Annotated in this window: 14 protein-coding genes and 1 tRNA gene; 3 read left to right on the plus strand and 12 right to left on the minus strand. The window is 64.1% G+C overall.

Annotated features, from left to right (window positions below; translation table 11 throughout):
• Positions 1 to 69 precede the first annotated feature (69 nt).
• Together DFR24_RS10720 and DFR24_RS10725 are read right to left on the minus strand one after the other, a co-directional pair.
• Positions 70 to 891 carry an enoyl-CoA hydratase/isomerase family protein gene (locus DFR24_RS10720; protein ID WP_162851153.1) on the minus strand — a complete coding sequence of 274 codons (822 nt, stop codon included), beginning with the start codon at positions 889 to 891 and terminating at the stop codon, positions 70 to 72.
• Positions 892 to 1,343: 452 nt separating this feature from the next.
• Positions 1,344 to 2,468, minus strand: coding sequence for a DUF5938 domain-containing protein (locus DFR24_RS10725; RefSeq protein ID WP_133881253.1), 1,125 nt, complete (start codon positions 2,466 to 2,468; stop codon positions 1,344 to 1,346).
• Between the two features lie 162 nt (positions 2,469 to 2,630).
• Between DFR24_RS10725 and DFR24_RS10730 the strand changes: the two genes are divergently transcribed.
• The 3 genes from DFR24_RS10730 (at position 2,631) to DFR24_RS10740 (ending at position 5,852) form a co-directional block, all read left to right on the plus strand.
• Positions 2,631 to 3,671, plus strand: a complete 1,041-nt coding sequence (locus DFR24_RS10730) for an AraC family transcriptional regulator (RefSeq protein ID WP_133881254.1) — start codon at positions 2,631 to 2,633, stop codon at positions 3,669 to 3,671.
• Positions 3,672 to 3,717: 46 nt separating this feature from the next.
• Positions 3,718 to 4,383 carry a hypothetical protein gene (locus tag DFR24_RS10735; protein WP_133881255.1) on the plus strand — a complete coding sequence of 222 codons (666 nt, stop codon included), beginning with the start codon at positions 3,718 to 3,720 and terminating at the stop codon, positions 4,381 to 4,383.
• A gap of 440 nt (positions 4,384 to 4,823) precedes the next feature.
• A complete protein-coding gene (locus DFR24_RS10740) occupies positions 4,824 to 5,852 on the plus strand; it encodes a hypothetical protein (protein WP_133881256.1) in 1,029 nt (342 codons plus the stop codon).
• A 320-nt stretch (positions 5,853 to 6,172) separates the two neighbouring features.
• Here the strand turns inward: DFR24_RS10740 and DFR24_RS10745 are convergent, their stop codons facing one another.
• From DFR24_RS10745 to DFR24_RS10790, 10 genes are all read right to left on the minus strand, one after another.
• Positions 6,173 to 8,203: an acetoacetate--CoA ligase gene (locus DFR24_RS10745; RefSeq protein ID WP_133881257.1), complete on the minus strand. Its 2,031-nt coding sequence runs from the start codon at positions 8,201 to 8,203 to the stop codon at positions 6,173 to 6,175.
• A gap of 50 nt (positions 8,204 to 8,253) precedes the next feature.
• Entirely contained in the window at positions 8,254 to 8,724 is a 471-nt protein-coding gene (locus tag DFR24_RS10750) for a DUF3237 domain-containing protein (protein ID WP_133881258.1), read from the minus strand.
• A 51-nt stretch (positions 8,725 to 8,775) separates the two neighbouring features.
• Entirely contained in the window at positions 8,776 to 9,618 is an 843-nt protein-coding gene (locus DFR24_RS10755; RefSeq protein ID WP_133881259.1) for a hypothetical protein, read from the minus strand.
• Between the two features lie 103 nt (positions 9,619 to 9,721).
• Positions 9,722 to 10,513 carry an SDR family oxidoreductase gene (locus DFR24_RS10760; protein WP_133881260.1) on the minus strand — a complete coding sequence of 264 codons (792 nt, stop codon included), beginning with the start codon at positions 10,511 to 10,513 and terminating at the stop codon, positions 9,722 to 9,724.
• A 222-nt stretch (positions 10,514 to 10,735) separates the two neighbouring features.
• Positions 10,736 to 12,727 (minus strand): hydantoinase/oxoprolinase family protein, encoded by a 1,992-nt coding sequence (locus DFR24_RS10765; RefSeq protein WP_133881261.1) that lies wholly within the window; start codon positions 12,725 to 12,727, stop codon positions 10,736 to 10,738.
• 304 nt (positions 12,728 to 13,031) lie between these two features.
• The gene (locus DFR24_RS10770) at positions 13,032 to 14,414 is read right to left on the minus strand and encodes a DUF1329 domain-containing protein (protein ID WP_133881262.1); all 1,383 of its coding nucleotides are present in this window, start codon (positions 14,412 to 14,414) and stop codon (positions 13,032 to 13,034) included.
• 187 nt (positions 14,415 to 14,601) lie between these two features.
• Entirely contained in the window at positions 14,602 to 16,728 is a 2,127-nt protein-coding gene (locus tag DFR24_RS10775) for a DUF1302 family protein (RefSeq protein ID WP_133881263.1), read from the minus strand.
• 111 nt (positions 16,729 to 16,839) lie between these two features.
• Entirely contained in the window at positions 16,840 to 17,805 is a 966-nt protein-coding gene (locus tag DFR24_RS10780; RefSeq protein WP_133881264.1) for a WD40/YVTN/BNR-like repeat-containing protein, read from the minus strand.
• A gap of 162 nt (positions 17,806 to 17,967) precedes the next feature.
• Positions 17,968 to 20,421 (minus strand): efflux RND transporter permease subunit, encoded by a 2,454-nt coding sequence (locus DFR24_RS10785; RefSeq protein ID WP_133881265.1) that lies wholly within the window; start codon positions 20,419 to 20,421, stop codon positions 17,968 to 17,970.
• A gap of 380 nt (positions 20,422 to 20,801) precedes the next feature.
• Positions 20,802 to 20,878, minus strand: a tRNA-Met gene (locus DFR24_RS10790).
• Positions 20,879 to 20,896: the final 18 nt, after the last annotated feature.

Here is a 20,896-nt window from a genome sequence, read left to right on the forward strand (position 1 = left end):
CAGCCCCGACTTCCCCTTCGATGCATGCGAAAGGCTCCTACGAGCCCTTGTGATGCATGCGAAAGGCTCCTACGAGCCGTTGTACGGAATCGCCGGCGGATGCTCGATCCAGTCGCGGCGCTTCTCGAACGGCTGCGCGATGTACGCGCGCATCGCGGTGCGCGCGTCCTCGCTGAGCATCGTCTCCAGAAACGCCTCGCCCTCGACCTTGAGGCCGTCCGCGAGATTGCGGTCCACGCCCTCGTAGACGGCGCGCTTGATCTCGCGCAATGCGACCGGCGGCAGCGACGCGAGTTCCCCGGCGACCTCCCTGGCACGCACGAGCGCATCGTCCGCCAGTTCGTGCACCAAGCCCATCGCATGGGCGTCCTCGGGCTTGAGCACGCGGCCGCGCAGGATGAATTCGATCGCACGTCCGGCGCCGATCAGGCGCGACAGCCGCTGCGTGCCGCTGCCGCCGGGAAGGATGCCGAGCTTGGCTTCCGGCAGACCGAAGCGGTGATCGCCACGTGCCGCGATGCGAATGTCGCAGGACAGGCACAGCTCGAATCCGCCGCCCATCGCGTCGCCGTTCATCGCCACGATCACCGGCTTGGGCAGGTTGCGCAGCGACAGCAGCATCGCGTGGTAGCCGTCGTTGAGCGCGGTGCCCGAAGCGCGCAGGGCGCCATGGTCGGACGCGTAGCCTTCGAGTTCCTCGACGCTGTAGTGCGTGATGAACTTGCCCTTGATCGCTCCGGTGAGCACGACCGCGCGGATCGCCGGATCGCGCCAGGTCTCGATCAGCGCGATGAGTTCGCCCGCTCCTTCGGCGCAGAAGTAGTTCATCGGCGGGTTGTGGTAGGTGGCGACGACGACGCCGTTCTCGAGTTCGGTTTTCCAGAGCGCCATGCGGACGGTTCTCCTGATTCGTTTGTTCGTTCTTCGTTCGCTCGTACGTACGCGAGCGCGTGGCCCCTGGCTTCGGGCCGCGCCATCGTCTCTTCGTCGTCCATCGGCGCCTGCCGGTCGCATGCCGATGATCGATCCCGCGACCAGGACCCGGCCCGGGGGCCGATTATGGTCACGGGGTCCGAGAGGGCGCATCAGGGCAAGCCCTTCGGAACGGGGGCCTGCCCGTCAGAGTAGGTCTCGGCCGACTCCCTCGCCCCATGCGATGAAACCGCATGGGGCGAGGGAGACCCGCAAGCGGAGACGCAGCCGTCGTAGCCCGGGTGTTGAATTTCGCGAAGCGAAAGAGCGGGATGCCGGCCCGATCACGCTAAAAAGCCCCGGGGTTTATCCGCCCCCCCACAACGAACAAGGGGCCCGAAGGCCCCTTGCTCTCATCACATCGACCGCGATCAGTTGTACAGCGTGACCACCGGCGGCTGCACCAGGCCGAAGCTCTGCAGAACGCCGAGCAGCTCGCGATGACCCAGCGCCTGGCAGCCCGAAGCGAAGCCGACCTTCTTGGGCTCCGACTGCAGCAGGTGGAACGCGAAGTAGGCCTGCAGCAGTCCGGTCTGCTTGTAGTTCTGGTTGCCGTAGATCACGACGTGCTTGCGCGCCAGCGGGCCGCTCGCCCAGACCGAATCCACCGAGATGTTGGTGCGCGGGTTCTCGCGCGGCGGCATGCCGGCCTGCACACTGGCGGCCATCTTCGACAGCTCGGCCTGCTGCTGATCCTTGGGCAGCGGCTTGATCTTCTCGTCGATCATCGTGTTCATCGCCACGACGTTGTCCATGACCTCGCGAGCGAACACGCCGCCCATGACCTTGCAGTTGGACACGCGCGGGTCGTTCTTGAACCACACCGGCGACGCCGTGCCGCCCCAGGGCAGGACCAGCGCCGTGGTGTGCTGACCCGGGACCAGCGCGTCGGCCTTGGCGCCGTCCGGCCACTTCACGTACTGGTTGTTCTCCAGGTAGAAGAAGTCAGCGGTGAGGATGCTGAAGATGGTCTGCACCGAGGCGTAGGTCGGGAAGCCTTTCCACAGCACGAGCATGTCGAGCGTGTGCAGGCCGGGGGTCTCGAGCGCAATCTGCGCGGCGATTTCACCCGTGGTGTACATCTGCGCCATGCCGGGGGCCAGGCAGAGCTTCTTGGCGGCGAACTTGGCGCCCCACTTCTCGTCGCACTCGATCATCCAGTTCTGCTCGCCGTTGGTGTCCGTGTAGTGGACGCCTTCCTCGTAGCAGGCTTCGACGGCCTCGGGGCCGTACTTGGCGAACGGGCCGACCATGTTGAGCATGACCTTGGAGCCCTTGACCAGCGCGCGCAGCGAGGCGACGTCGTGCGTCTTGACCTCGGCGACCTCGTAATCGGCGGTCTCGACGCCCGGGACCTTGCTCATCACGTCCTTGATGCTGGCGCCATTGCGGCCAGCGGCGATGAACGGAATGTTCAACTCGCGGCAGTACTCTGCAACCAGGCGACCGGTGTATCCGGTGACGCCGTAAATGACGACGGGCTTCTTGCTGCTCATGGAACTCTCCTCGTGGGGTCGGTCGATCGGACGGCCGCTGACGGCTCTAAGCCGATGGTTGCAGAAAATGCAGCCCGAAGCTTAGGCGCGTGACGATTGACAGCCATTCGCTCCCGGTGACAGGGTTGTTGTCCCGGGGTGACGATCAGGTCGGCCAACACCATGCTTGCAATCGACGTCGAACGCTGCGTGATGCCCAACACCTACGCCAAGCAGTTGGCGCAGGAACTGGGCCGTCCGACCCCGATCGTGGCCGGCACCGGCATCGGCCCCGACGAGATCGAGCACTACTCGCGCCCCATCACCGTCCAGCAGCATCTGCGCATGCTGCGCAATGCACAGGCGATCGCGCCCACACCGGACTGGTACCTGAAATGGGGCCAGCGCATGGGCGAACATTTCCATGGCCCGGTGAGCATGGCCTGGATGAGCGCCCCCACGCTCGGCGAAGGTTTCGACATCTTCCTGAAGTACATCCCCAGTCGCGTGCCGTACCTGGCGTGGAAGGGCTACCTGGAGGGCACGAGCTTCGTCGCCGAAGTCGCCCCGCTGGTGGACGGCGGAGCCGTCGGGCACATGCTGGTCGAAGTGCCGATGCTGGTGATGCACGAGTACGCGCGCACGATCCGGCCCGGATCGATCGCCGAGGCCCGCATCGAACTCGCCCACCCCGCCCCGGCGCATGCGGCGCTGTACGCGAAGTGGTTCGGCTGTCCGGTCGTGTTCGGGGCCTCGCGCAATGCGCTGGTGTTTCCGCGCCACTGGCGCGACATGCCCAACGTCGGCCACGACGAGGCGATCTGGGAAGCAGCCTGCAACCGCTGCCGTGCGCTGTGTGGCACGCCGGAAGAACGCGACACACTGACGCTGGTGCGGCAGATCGTGTTCGACGGCATCGAACAACACGCGCATGGCGAAGGCTTTGCGCCCAGCCTGGAATCGGTCGCCGCCCGCCTGCACTGCTCGCCGCGCACGCTGATCCGCCGACTGAAGGCGCTCAGCACCAGCTACCACGAGGTCGTCGACAAGGTGAAGAAGCAGCGCGCCTGCGAGCTGCTGGGCAACGAACAGCTTCGGATCCGCGAGATCGCCGATGCGCTCGGCTACGGCGATGCCGGTGGCTTCGTGCGCTCGTTCAAGCGCTGCCTGGGTGTGACGCCGGGCCAGTACCGCGAGCAGATGGTCAAGCAGGCTCTGGTGTAGGCGCAGCGACGGCAGCAAGCCCCGTCCCGAAGTGAGGAAGACGTTGATGGCCGTCCACGCGATCCGGGCGCTGATACCGGGCCTGCTGCTCGCGGTTTCATCGGCGCACGCGGATCCCCAGCCCAAGTTCGAGCCGATGACCGAGCAGATGCTGATCGACACGCTGCCGGTCGACGCGACCCTCGAGGTCCGCGTGGATGCCGACCTCAACGGTGACGGCATCGTCGACACCGCGTTCATCGGCGGCACCGAGGAAAAGCGCCTGCTCAAGGTGATGCTCGGCTACAAGGACGAATTCGACTGGGGCCACGCGCCCGCCGGTGAGCTGGAACTCGACAGCTACCCGCTCGGCCCGGCCACGCTGTCGGTGAAGAAGGGCGTGCTGGTGGTCGAAGACCTCACCGGCGGCACGACCGCGACATCGGCCACGTATCGCTATCGCTACGACGCGAAGCTTCCGGTGCCGGGGATGCGCCTGATCGGCCTGGATGCGGAGAACTACAGCCGCACCAACAGCCACGACAGCTTCAAGATTTCCTGGAACCTGCTGAGTGGCGCCTTCGTCAGCCGCCGCGGCCGCGTCAACGAAGGCGCGGGCGACGAGGCCTATCGGTACGACCCCGAGCGCAAGTCGGTGCGCAAGTCGGCGCCGATCCTGCTCGGTGCCACGCCGCGTCCGGACGACCTCCTCGACGAGGTTTCGAAGCCCTGACGCGGGTGCTGCTGCAACGAGACGACGTGGCCGACACGCAGCGGCCGCTTGGCGGGTTCAGGGGCCCAATGAAAACTTCGGCGTGCTTGTAATCGGCGAATTGCGATCTCGGCTTTTTCGTCCGATCCGTCCGCGAACAGCCTGGCCCCGTGGTCAGCCGATCTCGCGTTCTTTCCCGCTTTCCCGCCTGAGACGTCGAGCAGGCCCGATCCGGATCGCGACACCTGCCCGTCAGCGTGACGCAACGCACAGTGCATTTGCGTAACGCCTTTTTCCAGGCTTGTTTCAGGCATCGACGGGCGTCAGCATAAAAAAACGAACCGGCGGCCTAAAACGTCTCACGCCGCCAATTCACAAGGGAAAAAGCGACACGCTTGCGCATCGTGGTCGCTCCCCGGCCCGATGTCGCACCGATATTCCGACGACGATCCGGAGAGGACATGGTCGACACTGCGAAATATTCCCGCACGATATCGGCGAAGGAAATGCGGTTCTTCGTCTCGATAGGCAACAACGCCTACAGCTCCATTTTCTCGAACGAGCTGATTGTCGCGATCTGCTGGGAGGAATCGCGCTTTTCCAATATTCCACAGCTCAATGGGCCAGCAGTCGGATTTGGGCAGCTCCAGAAGGAAGGCCTCAACAAGGCCAATCAGCACCGCTCCGGAAACCCCTATGCAAAGGGTCCCGGATTCTTCAGTCGCGAAACCGTGCTCGGAAGCGAGCCGATCAGCATCAGTGCCGTGAGCCATTGTCTGGCCGGCTATTACGACGGCTTCAAAACCGCTCGGAAGAACAACGCCCTCAAAGCGTATGCAGGAGGCTTCGTCAGCGCGACGAATGACCTGATCCCACCGCGATGGCTCGCCTGCGAAGCGGCGCTCAAGCAACTCCCGGGTCCGGCGCACTTGAATCCCGAAAAATACATGGAGGCCTTGAATCTCGCGCTTTCTCCATCGAATCCACCGCAGCGCCTCGGCTCCTCGGGACCGCTATACGACTTTGTCCGCGCGAAGCTGTTTCCGGAACTCGTCCCTCAACTCGATTACCAAAGCAACTGGCGCTGGTGCAAGAAGTGTCAGGGCCTGTTTTACGGGGGCAACCCCACGAAAGGCGTGTGTCCGGCCGGAGGCGCCCATACCGACATTGGAAGCGGCAATTATCAGCTCTCGGCAGGCAAGGGACCGGGCCAGGCAGGCTGGCGCTGGTGCTCGAAATGCCAAGGGTTCTGGTTCAACGGTGACGGTATCACCGGCGTCTGTCCTGCCGGTTCAAACCACATCAGTACCGGGAGCGGCCAGTATTTGGCCCAGGGCTTCGCCGGGACGGGGCAGAACGGCTGGCGGTGGTGTCGCGATTGCTCCGGCATGTTCTTCATCGGCAACGGGAGCGTCGGCGTTTGCGCCGGCAACAAATCGAGACACCATGATGGTTCGGGAAGCGGCGACTACGCGCTTACCAAGATCTAGCGGGCTTTCCAATGCACAAGCGAATGACATCTGATCGCGCGCAGCGCCGCGCACGTTACCAATGGCGGCGTGTGCGCCGATCACGCGACTGGCACGCCGCCGCCCTCTCCAAGCTTCCTTCTAAGCTTTCTTGCCCCCGATCGGCGCCGTCGGCCTGACGTAATCCTTCGAGGTGTCCGCGAAGTCGATGTACCAGTCGATGCTCGCCCAAGAGATCAGCATCTTCGCGGCGAAGCGGAACGCGGCATCCGTAGCCCGGGTGAAACCCGGGGCTGGTTCTCCGATGTCGAGCGGGGATCCCGGGTTTCACCCGGGTCACGTCATTTCTTTCCGCCCAGCGGCGCTGCCGGCTTCACGTAATCCTTCGACGTGTCCGCGAAGTCGATGTACCAGTCGATGCTCGCCGGGTTCATCATCGCGTCGCGGCTCGCAGCCTTCTCCAGCGGCCAGCCCATCAGGATCTTGCGCACCGGCACTTCCATCTTCTTGCCGGTGAGCGTGTACGGAATCTCGGCCACGACGTACATCTTGTCCGGCACGTGGCGCGGGCTGCAGTCGCTGCGCAGCTTGGCCGTGATCTTCTTGACCAGCGCATCGTCGAGCGCGAAACCCGGCTTGAGCTTGAGGTACAGCGGCATGAAGAAATTGCCCCCCTCGAGTTCGCAGCACACGACCAGGCTGTTCGCGATTTCCTCCACCTGCTCGACCGCGCGATAGATCTCGGCGGTGCCGATGCGTACGCCGAAGCGGTTGAGCGTGGAGTCGCTGCGGCCGTAGATGTAGCAGCCGCCGCGCGAGTTGATCTTGATGAAGTCGCCGTGGCGCCAGACACCGGGGAACACGTCGAAATAGGCTTCGTGATAGCGCTTGCCGTCGGTGTCGCCCCAGAAGAAGATCGGCATCGACGGGAACGGCTTGAGGCAGACCAGCTCGCCGACCTCGTCCACCACTTCCTTGCCGTCATCGCTCCACGCACGCACGTCCATGCCCAGGCAGCGCGCCTGGATCTCGCCGGCATGAACCGGGAGCGTGGGACTGGCACCGACGAAACCGCTGCACAACTCCGTGCCGCCGGACTGCGATGTCACCCACAGGTCCGCCTTCACGTTGTCGTAGAACCACTTGAAGGTCTCGGGCGTCGACGGCGCGCCGCCGAGCAGCGCAGCCTCGAGCTTCGACAGGTCGAACTTCTCGCCCGGCTTGAGCTTGGCCTTCTCCATCATCTGCACGAAGGTGGGGCTTGCACCGAACGTGGCGGCGCCGGTTTCGGCCGCCATCTTCCACAGCAGATCGAGGTCCGGATACACCGGGCTGCCGTCGTACTGCACCGCGGCCGCGCCCGTCAGCAACGACGAGACCACGAGGTTGTACATCATCCAGCCCGTGGTGCTGTAGAAGAACATCACGCTGCCGGGCCCAAGGTTGAGATGGAAACTCATCACCTTGAAGTGCTCGACCAGCACGCCCACGTGGCCGTGCACGATGGCCTTGGGCAGGCCCGTCGTGCCCGACGAGAACATCACCCAGATCGGATGATCGCAGTCGACGCGCTCGTACTTGAACGATTCGCGCGGCACGTCGGCACCCGACAGCATCGAGGCCCAGGACTTCGCACCTTCGACCGGCGCCTCGGTCTTGTCCGGATACAGGAACGGCAGCCAGACGACGTGCTTGAGCGTGGGCAGCGCGGAGACGATCTGCTTGACCTCCGCGGCGCGCGCGAAATCCTTTCCGCCGAAGCGGTAGCCGTCGCAGACGAAGATCAGGCTCGGCTCGATCTGCGCGAAGCGCTCGGTCACCGTCTTGGTGCCGAACTCGGGCGCAGCCGATGACCACACGGCGCCGATCGCGATCGTCGCGATCATCGCGACGGTCGTCTCGGGCACGTTGGGCATGTACGACACGATGCGATCGCCGGGCTTGATGCCCATGGCGCGCAACTGCGTGGCCAGCACGCGGACCTGTCGTCCCAGTTCCTGCCAGCTCAGCTGCGCGAGCGGGCGGTTCTCGGCGAGGTGATGGATCGCGGCCTCACCCGGCTTGGCCTTCGCCTCGTAGCGCAGCAGGTGCTCGGCGTAGTTCACGCGCGCGCCCTGGAACCACTTGGCGCCCGGCATCACGCGGCGATCGAGCACCTGCGCGGGCGGTGCGTCGGAAACGATCTCGAAGTAATCCCAGACCGCAGCCCAGAAACCTTCGATCTCCGTCACGGACCACTGGCGCAGGGCCTCGTAGTCCTTGAAGTCGAGGCCGCGCTCTTCGCGCAGCCAGTTCGTGAACTTCGCGACTTGCGAGCGTGCCGCAAACGCGGCGCTCGGCGTCCACAGCAATTCGCCTTCGGTGACGGCCATTTTCGTTCTCCCCGCGGTGATGCCCGCGTGCTCTTCTCGTAAAACGGGATTCAGCGAAGCGCGTAGACGTCGTAGGTCACGATGCCCTTGCGGAACTGCACTTCACCGATGTTGATGAACTGGCAGCCGTTGACCCAGGCATAGGCCGCGCTCGAGGTCGCGATGCGCGGAGCCGCACGTATCGGCGCTCTCTCGGGCAGTCGACCCGCCAGCAGGTTTTCGTAACCGTCGGGGCCCAGATCGACCAGGCCGTTGTAGACGGCGTACAGCAAGGCGCCGTCGTGGGTCTCGACCGTCGCACGCACGTCGAGAACGCCCTTGCCGTCGCGGCGAATCGTCATCCAGTCACCGCCGACCGCGCGCACCTTGCCGATCTTCGCGCCGTCGGGCGCCCAGACCTCGCCTCCGGTGACGTAGAAGTTGGCGCGAATGTCGTCCGGCACCGTGCCGATGATCTCGGGCTGCGTCAGCGTCGCGTTGTACGAAAAGACGTGTTCCATCTTGTAGTCGAACTGCGCCATCGTTCTCTCCTCCAATGGGTTCGATCCAGCCGCCGCTGGAGACGAACGCCGTCAGCGCAGCGTCGCGAGCCGCTCGAGCACTTTCTCGGGCACTGCGTCGGCGGGAACGACCGCGAAGCGAAAGCCGCCCTTGGGCGCCGCAGGCGCGGCGCCGCCGGACCAGAAAGCGCTCGGTAGCGCGAGGCCGTTCGCGGCGCCGCTGACGGCCTTCGGGGAGATCACGAACTGCGCGCCGGTGGCATCACCGCTGAATCCCGCGCCGGTGGGCAGACGTACACCGAGATCCCATCGGTAGTGTCCGGCGATGTTCATCACCGGCTGATACCAGGCGAGCTCTTCGGCAGAGACCGGTTCGGCGCCTTCGCGCTCTTCGAGCAGCAGGCCGTCCACACCGGACTCGCCGAAACTGCGAAGGAACTCGGCGACGTAGACGGCGCAGGAATCCGCCTCGTCACCGCCGACTTCGACTTCGGCATCGGCGCCGAAGGCTTGCAGATAGGCCTCGGTCACCCAGGCCCGCGGCGAAGGGACGGACAGGATCAGCGGCGCGCTGCCGAGCGCGGCACGCAGGCCCTTGAGCATCTCGACCAGATGCGCGCGCAGCGGCTCGTCCGCGAGCAACGTGCGCACCGGCGCAACAGCGCGCTTCTTCGCGGCCATCGCCTCCTTCAGCGGCGCGTGGCTCGCCACCCAGGCGGCGACGAGTCGTCCCACCGGAATGACGGTGAAGTCCGGCTTCAGTAGGCCCTGGGCCTTGCGGCGGAATGCGGTGTATTCGGCGCCGTCGTGCCACGGCGTCTTGCCGCCGGCCAGGAGCTTGTCGGAGTAGGCGGTGTCGTCGAGCCAGAGCAGCGGCTTGTCGCCGGCGGCGAGACGATCGAGGAGCTTGGGCATGCGATTTTCCTGAAGAGGTCGGTCAGACGTCGGGTACGGAATCGAAACGCGTGTAGCAGCGGCCTGTCGGTGCGATCAGACCGCCTGGCGCGATGGCGCCATCTCAGGCAGCGGTGAGGCCACCGTCGATGACCAGTTCGCTGCCATTCATGAACTTGGCTGCGTCGGAAGCGAGGTAGATCACCGCGCTGGCGACATCGCGGGTCTCGCCGAAGCCCATCGGGTGAAGACCCTTGATCGCCGTCTCGGCCGCGGCGAAATCCGGGGCAAGGCCCAGCTCGACGAAGTGCTTGATGAAGTTGGTGCCCATGTCGGTGCCGATGATCGCCGGATGGACCGAGTTCACGCGGATGCCGGTGCCCAACTGCGCGCACTCGATTGCCGCCGCCTTGGTCATCAGGCGAACCGCGCCCTTGGACGTGTGATACGCAACGTGCGCCGTGGTGCCGATGATGCCGGCCACCGACGAGAGATTGATGATCGACGAACCGGGCTTCATGACGCGCATCGCGTGCTTGTGACCGAGAAACACGCCGGTGACGTTGACGTCCATGACGCGGCGGAAATCCTCGACCGTGCACTGGGTGATCAGCGCGGCGGTCTCGATGCCGGCGTTGTTCACCAGGATGCTGAGGCTGCCGAACTTCGCGATGGCGGCGGCGACGGCGGCTTCCCATTGGGCTTCGACGGTGACGTCGTGTTTCAGGAACTCCGCCTTGCCTCCGGCCTTGCGGATGCTCGCGACGGTTTCGGTGGCTTCGAGCACGTCGGTGACCAGCACGGATGCGCCGGCCTGGGCGAGCGCTTCGCTGACGGCCGCGCCGATGCCGCGCGCGCCACCGGTGACCAGGGCAACCTTGCCGTCCAGACGGAAGGCCTTGTTGTAGTCCGTCATGCCGCTCTCCTCGTTATGTTCCGCGTGATCCCGCGGTGATGTGAAGAGAGATTAACCCGAGATGCGCGCGACTGGCCCTACCCGCCCGCGTAAGCCGGGGAGATGTCAGCGTCGGACCACGCGGTGTCACCCGGGGCCAATGCAAAGCCGACGTCGGCCGAGGCGAAGGCCGGGGCTTTTGCCGCAAATCGAGCGGCACCCACAGGCTTGCCCCGGCTACGGTTACGCGCCGCGCTCGATCAGGATGTCGCCGGCCTGATTGATCGTGAAGCGCCAGCCCGCATCGACACGGCACGTGAAGAACGCCTCTTCGAGCACCGCCGGACCGGCTGCGCTCGCACCCGCCTTCTGATCCTCGACCCGATATAGCGGCAGATCCTGGAAGCCGGCGCGGGTGAGCACGCGACGCCGGGCCGAACTGCGCGCCGAGCTGCGCGGCCCCTTGAAGTCACCCGACAGATGAGGCTGCGGAATCGGCCGCGATACGTCGAGCGCGAGCACCAGCCTCGCTTTCGGCGGCAGATCCTTCGGCAGCGCGTCGCCCTTCAGCGCCAGGGTCTTCTCGCCCTCCGGGGTGATGATCTGCAGCGACTTCGCGACCTGGCACTGGGAGAGCTCGAAGCCTTCGCCGAACATGCCGCGCTTGGCCTTCTGCATCAGGCTTTCGAGCGCTACCTTCAGGCTCGCGTTGTCGTGCGCCGCCAACGGCGCCTCGTAGACGTGTGCGATGTCGGAGAAGCCCAGGCCGAACGCCGAGAACACCGCCGCGAGACCCGGGATGACGATGCTCGGGATCCCCGCCACTTCGGCCACGCGGCACACGACGAACGGGCCGCCGCCGCCGAAGGCCGCCAGCACCGTGTCCGGCGTGATCGACGTGTAGCGCTTCAGGCTGTCGGCAACTTTCGCGACCCAGGCTGTCTCCATCGCGAGCGCCGCATCCTCGGCATTCAGGCCCAGACCCTTGCCGATCTTCTCGACGACCGCGTTACGCGCGCGATCGGCGTCGATCTTCAGCTCGCCGCCGAAGAACGTCGCCGGATCGAGCAGACCACCGACGAGAAAGGCGTCCGTGATCGTCGCCTCGGTACCGCCCAGCGCGAAGCAGGCCGGACCCGGCGCACTGCCGACGCTCTCGGGTCCGACGTGGATGTCGCCTTCGTGCAGCTTGATGATGGACGAGCCGCCGACACCGACGCTGACAACGTCGGACAGCGGAAACGAAACCTCGACGCCTTCGACCTTGCCGCGGCGATCGGACTTCACGACACCCTTCTCGACCAGGCCGATGTCCGTTGTCGTGCCGCCGACGTCCATCGTCAGCAGCCGCTTGAAACCGTAATGCGTGGCCAGCGCACGCGAACCTTCCATGCCGCCACGCGGGCCGGAGCTGTAGGTCTTGATGGCGATGGTCTTGGCCACCCGCGCGGAATGCCCATCGTTGCGGAAGATCAGCAGCGGGCTGGTGGCGCGGTGCTCGCGCAGCTTGTGCTCGGCGCGATACAGGAAGCGCTCCATCGCCGGATGCAGGAAGGCGTTGAACACGGCGGTCCAGGCGCGCCGCGCGTCGTTGTCGTCCTCGACGACCTCGTGCGAGTACAACAGCGGGATCGCGCCCAGCAGGTGCGGCGGGAACTTGCGCAGCAGCAATTTCTTGAGCCGGATCTCGGCAGGACCGCGATCCGCGCCGCCCGCGACGATCGCGAGGCGATTGGCGCCGGCGGAGGACAGCCCGTTCACGGCCTTGACCGCCGCGGTCTCGAGCGCTTCGTCGTCCAGCGTCAGGTCGATGTTCATCACGCGCTCGCCCACCAGCGCATCGAACAGCTCCGGCTCGCGCTTGCGGATATCGGCAGCCTTCAGTCCACCTCCGAGCACGAGGCCGATACGCTGGCCTTTGCGCTCGACCAGCGCGTTGGTGCCCTGCGTCGTCGAATAGCGGATGTGGTCGGTGCCCAGGATCAGGCGCTGCACGTCCTCTTCGCCGTAGATCGCACGCGACGCCTTCGTCAAACCATCGAGGAAGCACTTCGAAAGGTCGTACGGCGTAGTCAGCGTCTTGGTGCGCCAGACCTTGTCCCCCTCGATCACGCAGATGTCGGTCAGCGTGCCGCCGTTGTCGATGTTGATCAGCTTGCCGCCCGCTTTCCTGCCTGCGGCCGTTGCGGCGACGGATGCCGTCTGCTTCTTGCCCGACGAAGGTGTTGCCGCCATGCGTCTTCTCCTCGCTCTTGTCGTCTGCGGCTCGCGACGTCCTCAGGGAAGTCGGGGCGCGGATGGTTTCTGTCGAGGGTGACTATGCCGAGGGCCGATGCGGGTGCAGCCACCCCTAAGGATGGTCTGGGGCGGGTCGTCCGTCGTGCGCGATTCGAAGAGCCCCGGAACGTAGCCCGGGTGAAACCCGGGATGCCCGCTCGGGAAAAGAAAAAACGCCCCGGGCTACGGGGCGTCGTTGAGGCCAAAAAAAACGCGGCGACGATCCATCGTCACCGCGTCTATATCGCCGCAGCTGAGACTCTCAGCTCGTCCCGAGCGACCGCAGCGCGTTCTGCGTCAGGTAGCGCTCGTACATCGTCGGATCGTTGGCGCCGCTCTTGTGCTGCGTGTCGTGCACCTTGACCTGCTCGACGCGCGTGACGTCGCCAGTCTGGATGTCCGACGCCGTGAAGTGGCACCAGCTCCAGTACGGATGCTTGCCGTCCATGACTTTCTGGTCGCCCTTCTCGTACAGGCTGTAGGCACCATCGAAGCAGCGGAACGGCTCTCCGCGACGGTCGTACGTGACCATGCCGACGAGCACCTGGTTGCGGGCATCGAACCACAGCTGCTTCTTCGATACAGGCGCACGCGGGAAGCCGGTGGGCTGCGCCTCGATCATGATCGCCTCGGGAATCAGCTCCACGTTGGTGTCCCAGAACGTCTTGCCCTGCGCACCGCCGTGCGTGGTGTGCTCCCAGTTCGGAGCGTCCGCCGCCCAGCTCTCCGAAAGGCCGCACAGCCAGGGGCCGCGGTTGACGATGTTGTAGCCGCTCCAGGTATGCAGCGGATCGCCGGTGCCCCAGGCATCCGACAGATACAGCGAAAGGCCGGGGAGCAGCGGCTCGAAGCGCTGGTCGGTGGGGAACTGGCGGATACGCTTGAAGTCCGCCACGTACCCGTAGAGCTCCGGAAACTTGCGGTGGTCGTAGTACCAGATGTTCATGAACGACGTGCCGCGAAAATTGTTCGGCGACAGGAAGAACACCGACTGGAAGCGCAGCTTGTCCTTCTGCTCGGGCCAGTAGGGCTTCGGGTCCAGCGTCGTGCGTGCCACCGCCGACAGCTCCGCCCAGCCACCGGTGTAGCGGAAACGCGGCGCACCGTCCGCGCGCATCGCGTAGGCCGTGATCGCGTAGAACGAGGCGTCGTGGCGGCCCCAGCTCAGCGTCTGCGCTGCGGCCAGCTCGATTCCCTGCTTCGGGTCCGGGAACGGGTTGCCGCCGATCCAGGGCTGGCCGTCGGCTGCATTCACGACGTTGCCCTTCTCGTCGAACTTGGCCTTGCCGGCGTTCTTGAGCGTCGCCTCCTGGTACTCCCAGGGCGACAGCCGCATGACATCGGTCGTGCTCTTGACCACCTTGAGCTTGCGACCCTGCTTGACGATCTGCTGATAGGTGATCGGCTGCATCAGCGCCTTGACGTGTTCGACGTTCGCGGACGTGATGTAGTCGCCGGTCTTGATCTTGCCCTTGGTGTAGCCCTCGATGGACAGGAGTTCATCGGGATAGGCCTTGCTGACCTCTCCGGTCGCCGCGATCGTCTTGGCCAGAGGCGCCAGGACGCCTGTAGCGAGAACGCCGCGGCTGGCATCTGCAAGGAATTTTCGGCGGGTGTAGTCGCGGCCGAAGCGGGTGATGATCATCTGTGATTCTCCTTCCTAACCAATAAGAAAACGGTGAACTCGCTGCCGGAGCGCCTGCATTGGGCGCCCTCTGCTTGCAGCAGTAGACCAAAAAAAAGGCCCCCGGGTTGCACCCCCGAGGGCCTCCTGAGTCTTCTTTCTTACGTGTTACTGGGCGAAGTGGATGCCGCGCCCGGCAACCGGCAGATCAGAACTGATACGCGGCGCGAATCACGAACTCATCCGCCCAGCCGATGTTCTGGAGCGCGTTGGAGTTCGGATCACCGTAAAGGTCACCGTCGATGTAGTTGTAGATGAAGTCGAACGTCATGTTGTTACCCGGGCTCCAGCGGAAGCCGCCCTGAACCAGCAAGCCACCGTCGACATCGAGCAGCGCAGCGCCGCTCAGACGGTAGATGTAGTTCGGGAACGGCTGCAGGAACGCGAGCACCACGTCGGTGCTGCCGCCCTTCTTCTCGTCGGTGCACTGCTTGGTCTTGCGGTTGGTCGCAGCCGCTTCGGTTCCCGGATCACCGCCCGTGCCGCCCTGGCAGCCCAGATGCTGGCCGAACAGGTTGGAGTCGGACTTGTGGATCGCCTGGAACACCATGTAGGTGGCCGGGAAATCATCAAACCAGCGGTGGTACTTCTCCATCACGAGGTCGGTGACGCTTTCGTCCGACTCGATGAAGTTGCGCGACAGCGACTTCTCCGTGAACTTGCGCTCGGGGATGTAGCTGGTTTCCACGTTGATGATCAGCTGGTCGAGCAGCGAGCCCGGCTCGGCTTCCACGACGTAGCTTGCGCCGGCGCCGTAGATCTCTTCCTTGTGGTACTCGTGGATGATGTGACCACGCAGACCACCACCGTTCGTGTTGAGGGCCGCCAGACCGCCGCCCACGCCGAAGAACAGGTCGAGTTCACGTGCCGCAGCCGTGATGTTGTCACCCACTTCCGAACCCGTCAGCAGGCCGGTGAAGGGCTGGAACTCGCGGACGAGCGTGTTCAGGCCTTCGACACCGTCCAGGCGGACCTGGCCGGCATACGTGAACCACTCGTTCGCCGACCACACACCGGTGGGATCCGCTTCGAGCGGCGTGCCCGCCATGATCGAACCGGTGCCCGGCAGGCCCGGCAGATCACGTACGACACCCGACTCCACCCAGCGGAACGTGCCTTCGTGGTTGTAGCGCTGCGTCGCGATGAACTGCAGACCCCAGTTGCCGAAGTTGCCGCGCAGACGCAGACCGTAGTTGAAGTCTTCGCCGCGATGCTCGTCGGACCAGGTCTCGTGCACCGAGAACTGCGAGGGAATGACGTTGTACGGCGTGTTCGGCGTCGGATAGATCGTCGGCGTGAACATCTGCGCGTAGGCGTCGGCTTCCCACTGGTCGGTGGCCTGCCACGTCACGCGAACACCAGGAGCGGCGACGCGTTCGTCCGCGTACTCCTCGAGTGCGTCGTCGAGAATCAGGTGGCGACGAAGATCGAGACCGTTGGGAACGTCGAAGATTCGGAAGAACAGCGCCTGTCCCCATGCGATCTGCTGCTGACCGGCACGGATGAGGACGGGACCCGCGGTGATGTCCAAGTACAGGGACGTGAAGTCCGCCATGTAATTGTCACCGCAGATTTCAAGGTAGTTCAGGCAGCTCTTGCCGCCATCCTTGTAATCGTCGTATTCGAAGTAGCGAACCTTGCGCTGGTTGAAGCCATCGGGATTCGACGGATTGCCGGCGTAGTCGAGCGTATCGCTACGCTTGAACTCATCGTAGTTTCCGAAGTCATAGATCGTACGAATGCTCGAGTACATCTGAACATTGGAACTGAACGTGACACCCAGATCGAACTTGCCACGGAGCTGGTTGAGGTTCCAATCGTTATGGCCGCGCGGCGTGTTGCGCGTAGCGGTGCTGGGCACGCCCGGCGCCGCGGTGATCAGATTGTTGACCGCATTCTGGAGAGCCTGGCCAACGAGGGGAACACCCAGCGTGGCACCGACGCCCGGAAGAGTGTTCAAGGCACCGGTTCCGTTAGCCGGGAAAGCGCTACGACCCGTGGTCTTGCCGTTGAAAGGATTGGTTCGCTGATTGTTCGGGTTTTCGTCGGAATCGGTATGGAAAGCCGAGTCGAAACGCACGAAACCGCTGAATGCAAACCCCATGTCGCTGAAGAACCCACCGCCACCGCCGCCATCCCCACCGCCGCCGAAGTCACCTCCGCCGCTGCTGGGCTCCGCTCCGCCTTCCTGCGACATCGCGGGGCCTGCTGCGAACGCACTTGCGATGGCCAGAGCATAGAGACTCCGACGCAATTTCCCGTCCACCCTTTTCATGCTTCTCTCCTTCCTAAAGTTATATCGCTGCACATGCGCTCCACCCTCTTTCGCATGTGCGCCCTTACTTAGCGTTTTGCCAACTGTTTAGCCGACCGTTTTTCTGCTTTTTCAACCACCGATCCGGATGATGCGTCCCGCCTGCCCAACAGCGAGAACGTCCGTGCCCGGAGAGCCCACGCCAACGTACCACACGGTCGTGACCTCGGGGTTGTTCACGGAACTCCAGCTGGCTCCATCATCGTTGCTGACCATCATTTCGCGCATCGCGGTGATCGTGACCTTTCCATCCGCCGACGAGTGAACCCCGTTGAGAATGGCCTTACTGCCGACGTCGATGCAAGTCCACGTCACACCGCCGTCCACCGTCTTCAGCGCGTAGCCGTCCTGACCCACGGCGTAGCCCTTTCCGTCATCGCGAATCTCGACGTCGAACAGCGACGCCGACGACTTGTTCTGCACGCTCCAGTTGCGGCCGCGATCGGTCGACCGCAGCACCAGCCCGAACTCGCCTACGACGGTGATCGAGCCATCGGCCGCCACGTGGGCGCCGTACAGATGGGGCTCGGCGCCGCCGTCGGTGCCGACCTGCATCCAGTCGAGCGTCAGCGGGTGCCAGGTGCGGCCCCCGTCTTCGGAAAGCACCAGCGCGCCGAATTCACCCGCGGCGACCGTCAGGCCTCCGACGTTGCTGCTCACGCTGAACAGGCGCTTCTCGATGCCCGTCTTGACCTCTTCCCACTCACCGCCGGCGCTCTTCACGAACGCGTGGCCGGTCTGGCCGACCGTGATGGTGCGGGCCGGGTCCACATGCACGCCGAGCATCGCCAGATCGGTCGGCAGCTTCGAGGCCTTCCAAGTCTTGCCACCATCTTCGGTGCTCTGAACCTCACCTGCGGCACCGACGGCAACGCCCCGCTGGCCATCGAAGCCGATGCCGAACAGGGTCTGGTGGACGGTGCCCTTCACGACGACGTCGATCTTCTTGTCGACCGACGCGGCACTGGCGACGAATGCGGCGCAGCCGGCCACGAGGCCGAGCGAGAGTGCGGCACTGAGCCGACGGTGGGTGGTCACGAAACGAGTCCTCCTGGGGAGCTGGCTAGCGAGCGATTCCATACGCATGTTCTCAATATCTTCCACGGCTTCCTGACGCCAGATCGCGGCGCCCCGATCCAAGCTGCGGCCGACGGGTCACGTCGGCCGCATATTTCCTAAAGTCTTTCCGTCGATCCCGATCTACTTGGCCGGAACCAGATTCTTGTCGTCGTCGTCATCGCCAGCGGTGAAGAGCGAAAGATCGACGCCTTCACCGACGAGCAGATCCTTGCGCTTCACGAAGCTGGGCTTGATGAGATAGCACAGCAGCGGCAGCACGACCAAGGCGAGAACCATGTTGATGGCCATGACCATCATCAGCAGCAGGCCCATGTCCGCCATGAACTTCAGCTCGGACATGAAGTACCAGGGCGCGATGCCCATCAGCATGATGACCGCAGTGAACATGATCGCCTTGCCGGTGGTGGTCAGCGACATTTCGATGGCCTTGCCCCAGTCCTCGTTCTGCGCGTGGTACTCCTCGCAGATACGCGACAGCAGGTAGATACCGTAGTCGATACCGACACCGACACCGATCGCCGCCACCATCAGCGTGTTGATGTCGAGGCCCACACCCATCAGATGGATGGTCGCCGTCAGCGTGAAGTTGGCGAGATTCACCGGGATGAGCAGGATCAGCGCAGCCACGAACGAACGGTAGGCGAAGCTGCAACCGATGCCGATCACGATGGAGAGGCACGTGATGATCACGTAGTGGAAGCGATCCACGACGTTGTTCATGGCCTGCTGCAGCGCGATGGTGCCGGTACCCAGGCGGATGCGGAACGCCTCGTGATCGATCTTCGCGTTCTCGACGGCCTTGGTCGCCGTTTCGAGCGCCTTGTCGACCGTCTCCTGCTTGTTATTCGCGTACCAGAGCGACACCGTCGAGTGCTGCAGTTCGAAGTCCGTGACGTGCGAGTAGGCCTTCGGGCTGGAGCCGGCGAGCGACACCATCGAGGCCGCGCTGACCGCGTCGTTGGTCGGATCGACCGGCGTCCACTTCGGATTGCCGCCAGCGAACAGGCGCTGGGCTTCACCCAGGTAGTCGCCGTAGGACAGCGTCGCGCGCGGCGGGAATTCGCCGTTCTCGAGCTCCGTCTGGATCTTGCGGGACGTCAGGAACGTGTCCGCGAGCTTGGCGACACGGTCCGGGTTCTTCGCGTCCTTGGCTTCGAGCACGATTTCCAGCGTGTTCACGCCAGGGAAGTTCGCGTTGATCTGGCGGATCGCCTCGTTGTACTCCGAGTGATCCCACAGCAGGCCGCTACCTTCGACCGGGTTACCGATCTTGACCTGCACGGCGATCGCGACCGACGCGATGCTGAAGATCAGGACGATCGGCGCGGTGATGCGGGCCTTCTTGCCGTACGAAAGGGACGCGATCCAGCGCAGCAGGCTCTGGAAGCCCTTCTGGAAGGCGCCGCCCTTCTCCGCGCTGTGACCGCCGACGAGTTCTTCGACGTTCTTCGGTGCCGGCAGCACCGCGAGCAGCAGCGAGATCAGGACCACGCCCGTCGGGATCAGCCAGATGCACCACATGCCGCAGAAGAACGCGAAGCGCTCCATCGCGGGAATCGGCGCCAGGGCGATCAGGAACACGCCGACGATGTCGGTGAAGATGCCCAGGATCGACGGCGCCATCATGACGCCCATCGTGATCTCGGCCGCCTTCGGCTTGTCTTTCACGTGCGCGTAGATTTCGTAATAGCGCTCGGTGAACTGCACGCAGTGCGAGAACGAACGCGCCACCAGCAGCAGCGGCACGATCATCAGCAGCGGCTCGATCGGCGACTTGATCCATCCCACCAGTCCGAAGCCCCAGATGGCGGCGACCGTGCTGGTGATGATCGGCGTCACGACGCCGACGATGTTGCGCATGTAGATGACCAGCATGATCACCATCAGGCTCAGCGTGATGGCGAAGATGACCCGCATCTGCTCCTGATAGAAGTACACCCAGCCGGTCAGCGCGGGCTGTCCGGCGAGGTACACGTCATGGTCCTTGTCGCGATTCTTGACGACGAGGTCCTGCACGAACGCGAACGCGGTGCCGTAGTCGAGCTGCTGCTCGATGAAGGTGGCGTTGATCAGCGTGGCCGAGGAGTCGGTCGAGATCAGGAACGTGCGCGAGCCGGGCGACTTGTCGACGCGGGTCTTGAAGTCCGCGATCTCTTCCGGGGTCTTGGGCACGTAGTCGCCCATCAGCGGGCGCATGTCGATGCCGAACGGGGTGGCTTCCGCGTAGCGGGCCTTTTCCGTTGCGATCGACAGGATCTGGTCATGGTCGACGCCAGGCGACAAATCGATGTCGCGCGTCATCTGCCAGACCTTGGCGAGGGTTTCGGCGTTGTAGATATCGCCGTCCTTGCGCTTGAGCATCACCGTGACGGTGAGCGGATTACCGAAGTTCGGATGGTCCGAATACACCTGAACGAACGGGTCATCCTTCGGCAGCAGATCCGAGAAGATCGTCTGCAGCTTGACGTCCTTCAGGCCGATGGCGAAGAAGACGGTGATGGCGATGAACACCGCCCAGCTGAACATCCGATTGCGGATGACCCAACGGGCGATGCGGAAGCGCAATGAGTACATGGGCAGTTACCGGCTGAAAAAGGGCGCAAAGCAGCCATATGAGCGGATTGCCGCCCGGACCATTCTTGTGAATTTCATTTTTCTCCTCATCCGTTCCGGCACGTGTCCGCAAACGTTTGTTGTTGCGCGTCTAATGGTGCGCGCTCTCTCCGCAGATTACAGGCCGGCGACTTCGAGGGAACACTACCCGAAGGGGTAGTGTTCAGCGATAGGGGTAAATCCTTAGCAAGGCGTCGCAATAAAGATAGTCAAAAAAGCCTTGTTTTCCTGCACTCCGAGAGGCATCGGCCTGGATCGTCGCGAATGTGCACCGCGCCATTTTCCTGCCACGGGTCCGGAAACGAAAAAGCCCGCAGCATGCGCTGCGGGCTTCGTCGGATTGGTGGTGATGAGTGGAATCGAACCACCGACCTCAGCATTATGAGTGCCGCGCTCTAACCGTCTGAGCTACATCACCGTTGCGGGCCAGAGCCAG

Source organism: Panacagrimonas perspica, assembly GCF_004364935.1.
Lineage (GTDB): Bacteria > Pseudomonadota > Gammaproteobacteria > Nevskiales > Nevskiaceae > Panacagrimonas > Panacagrimonas perspica.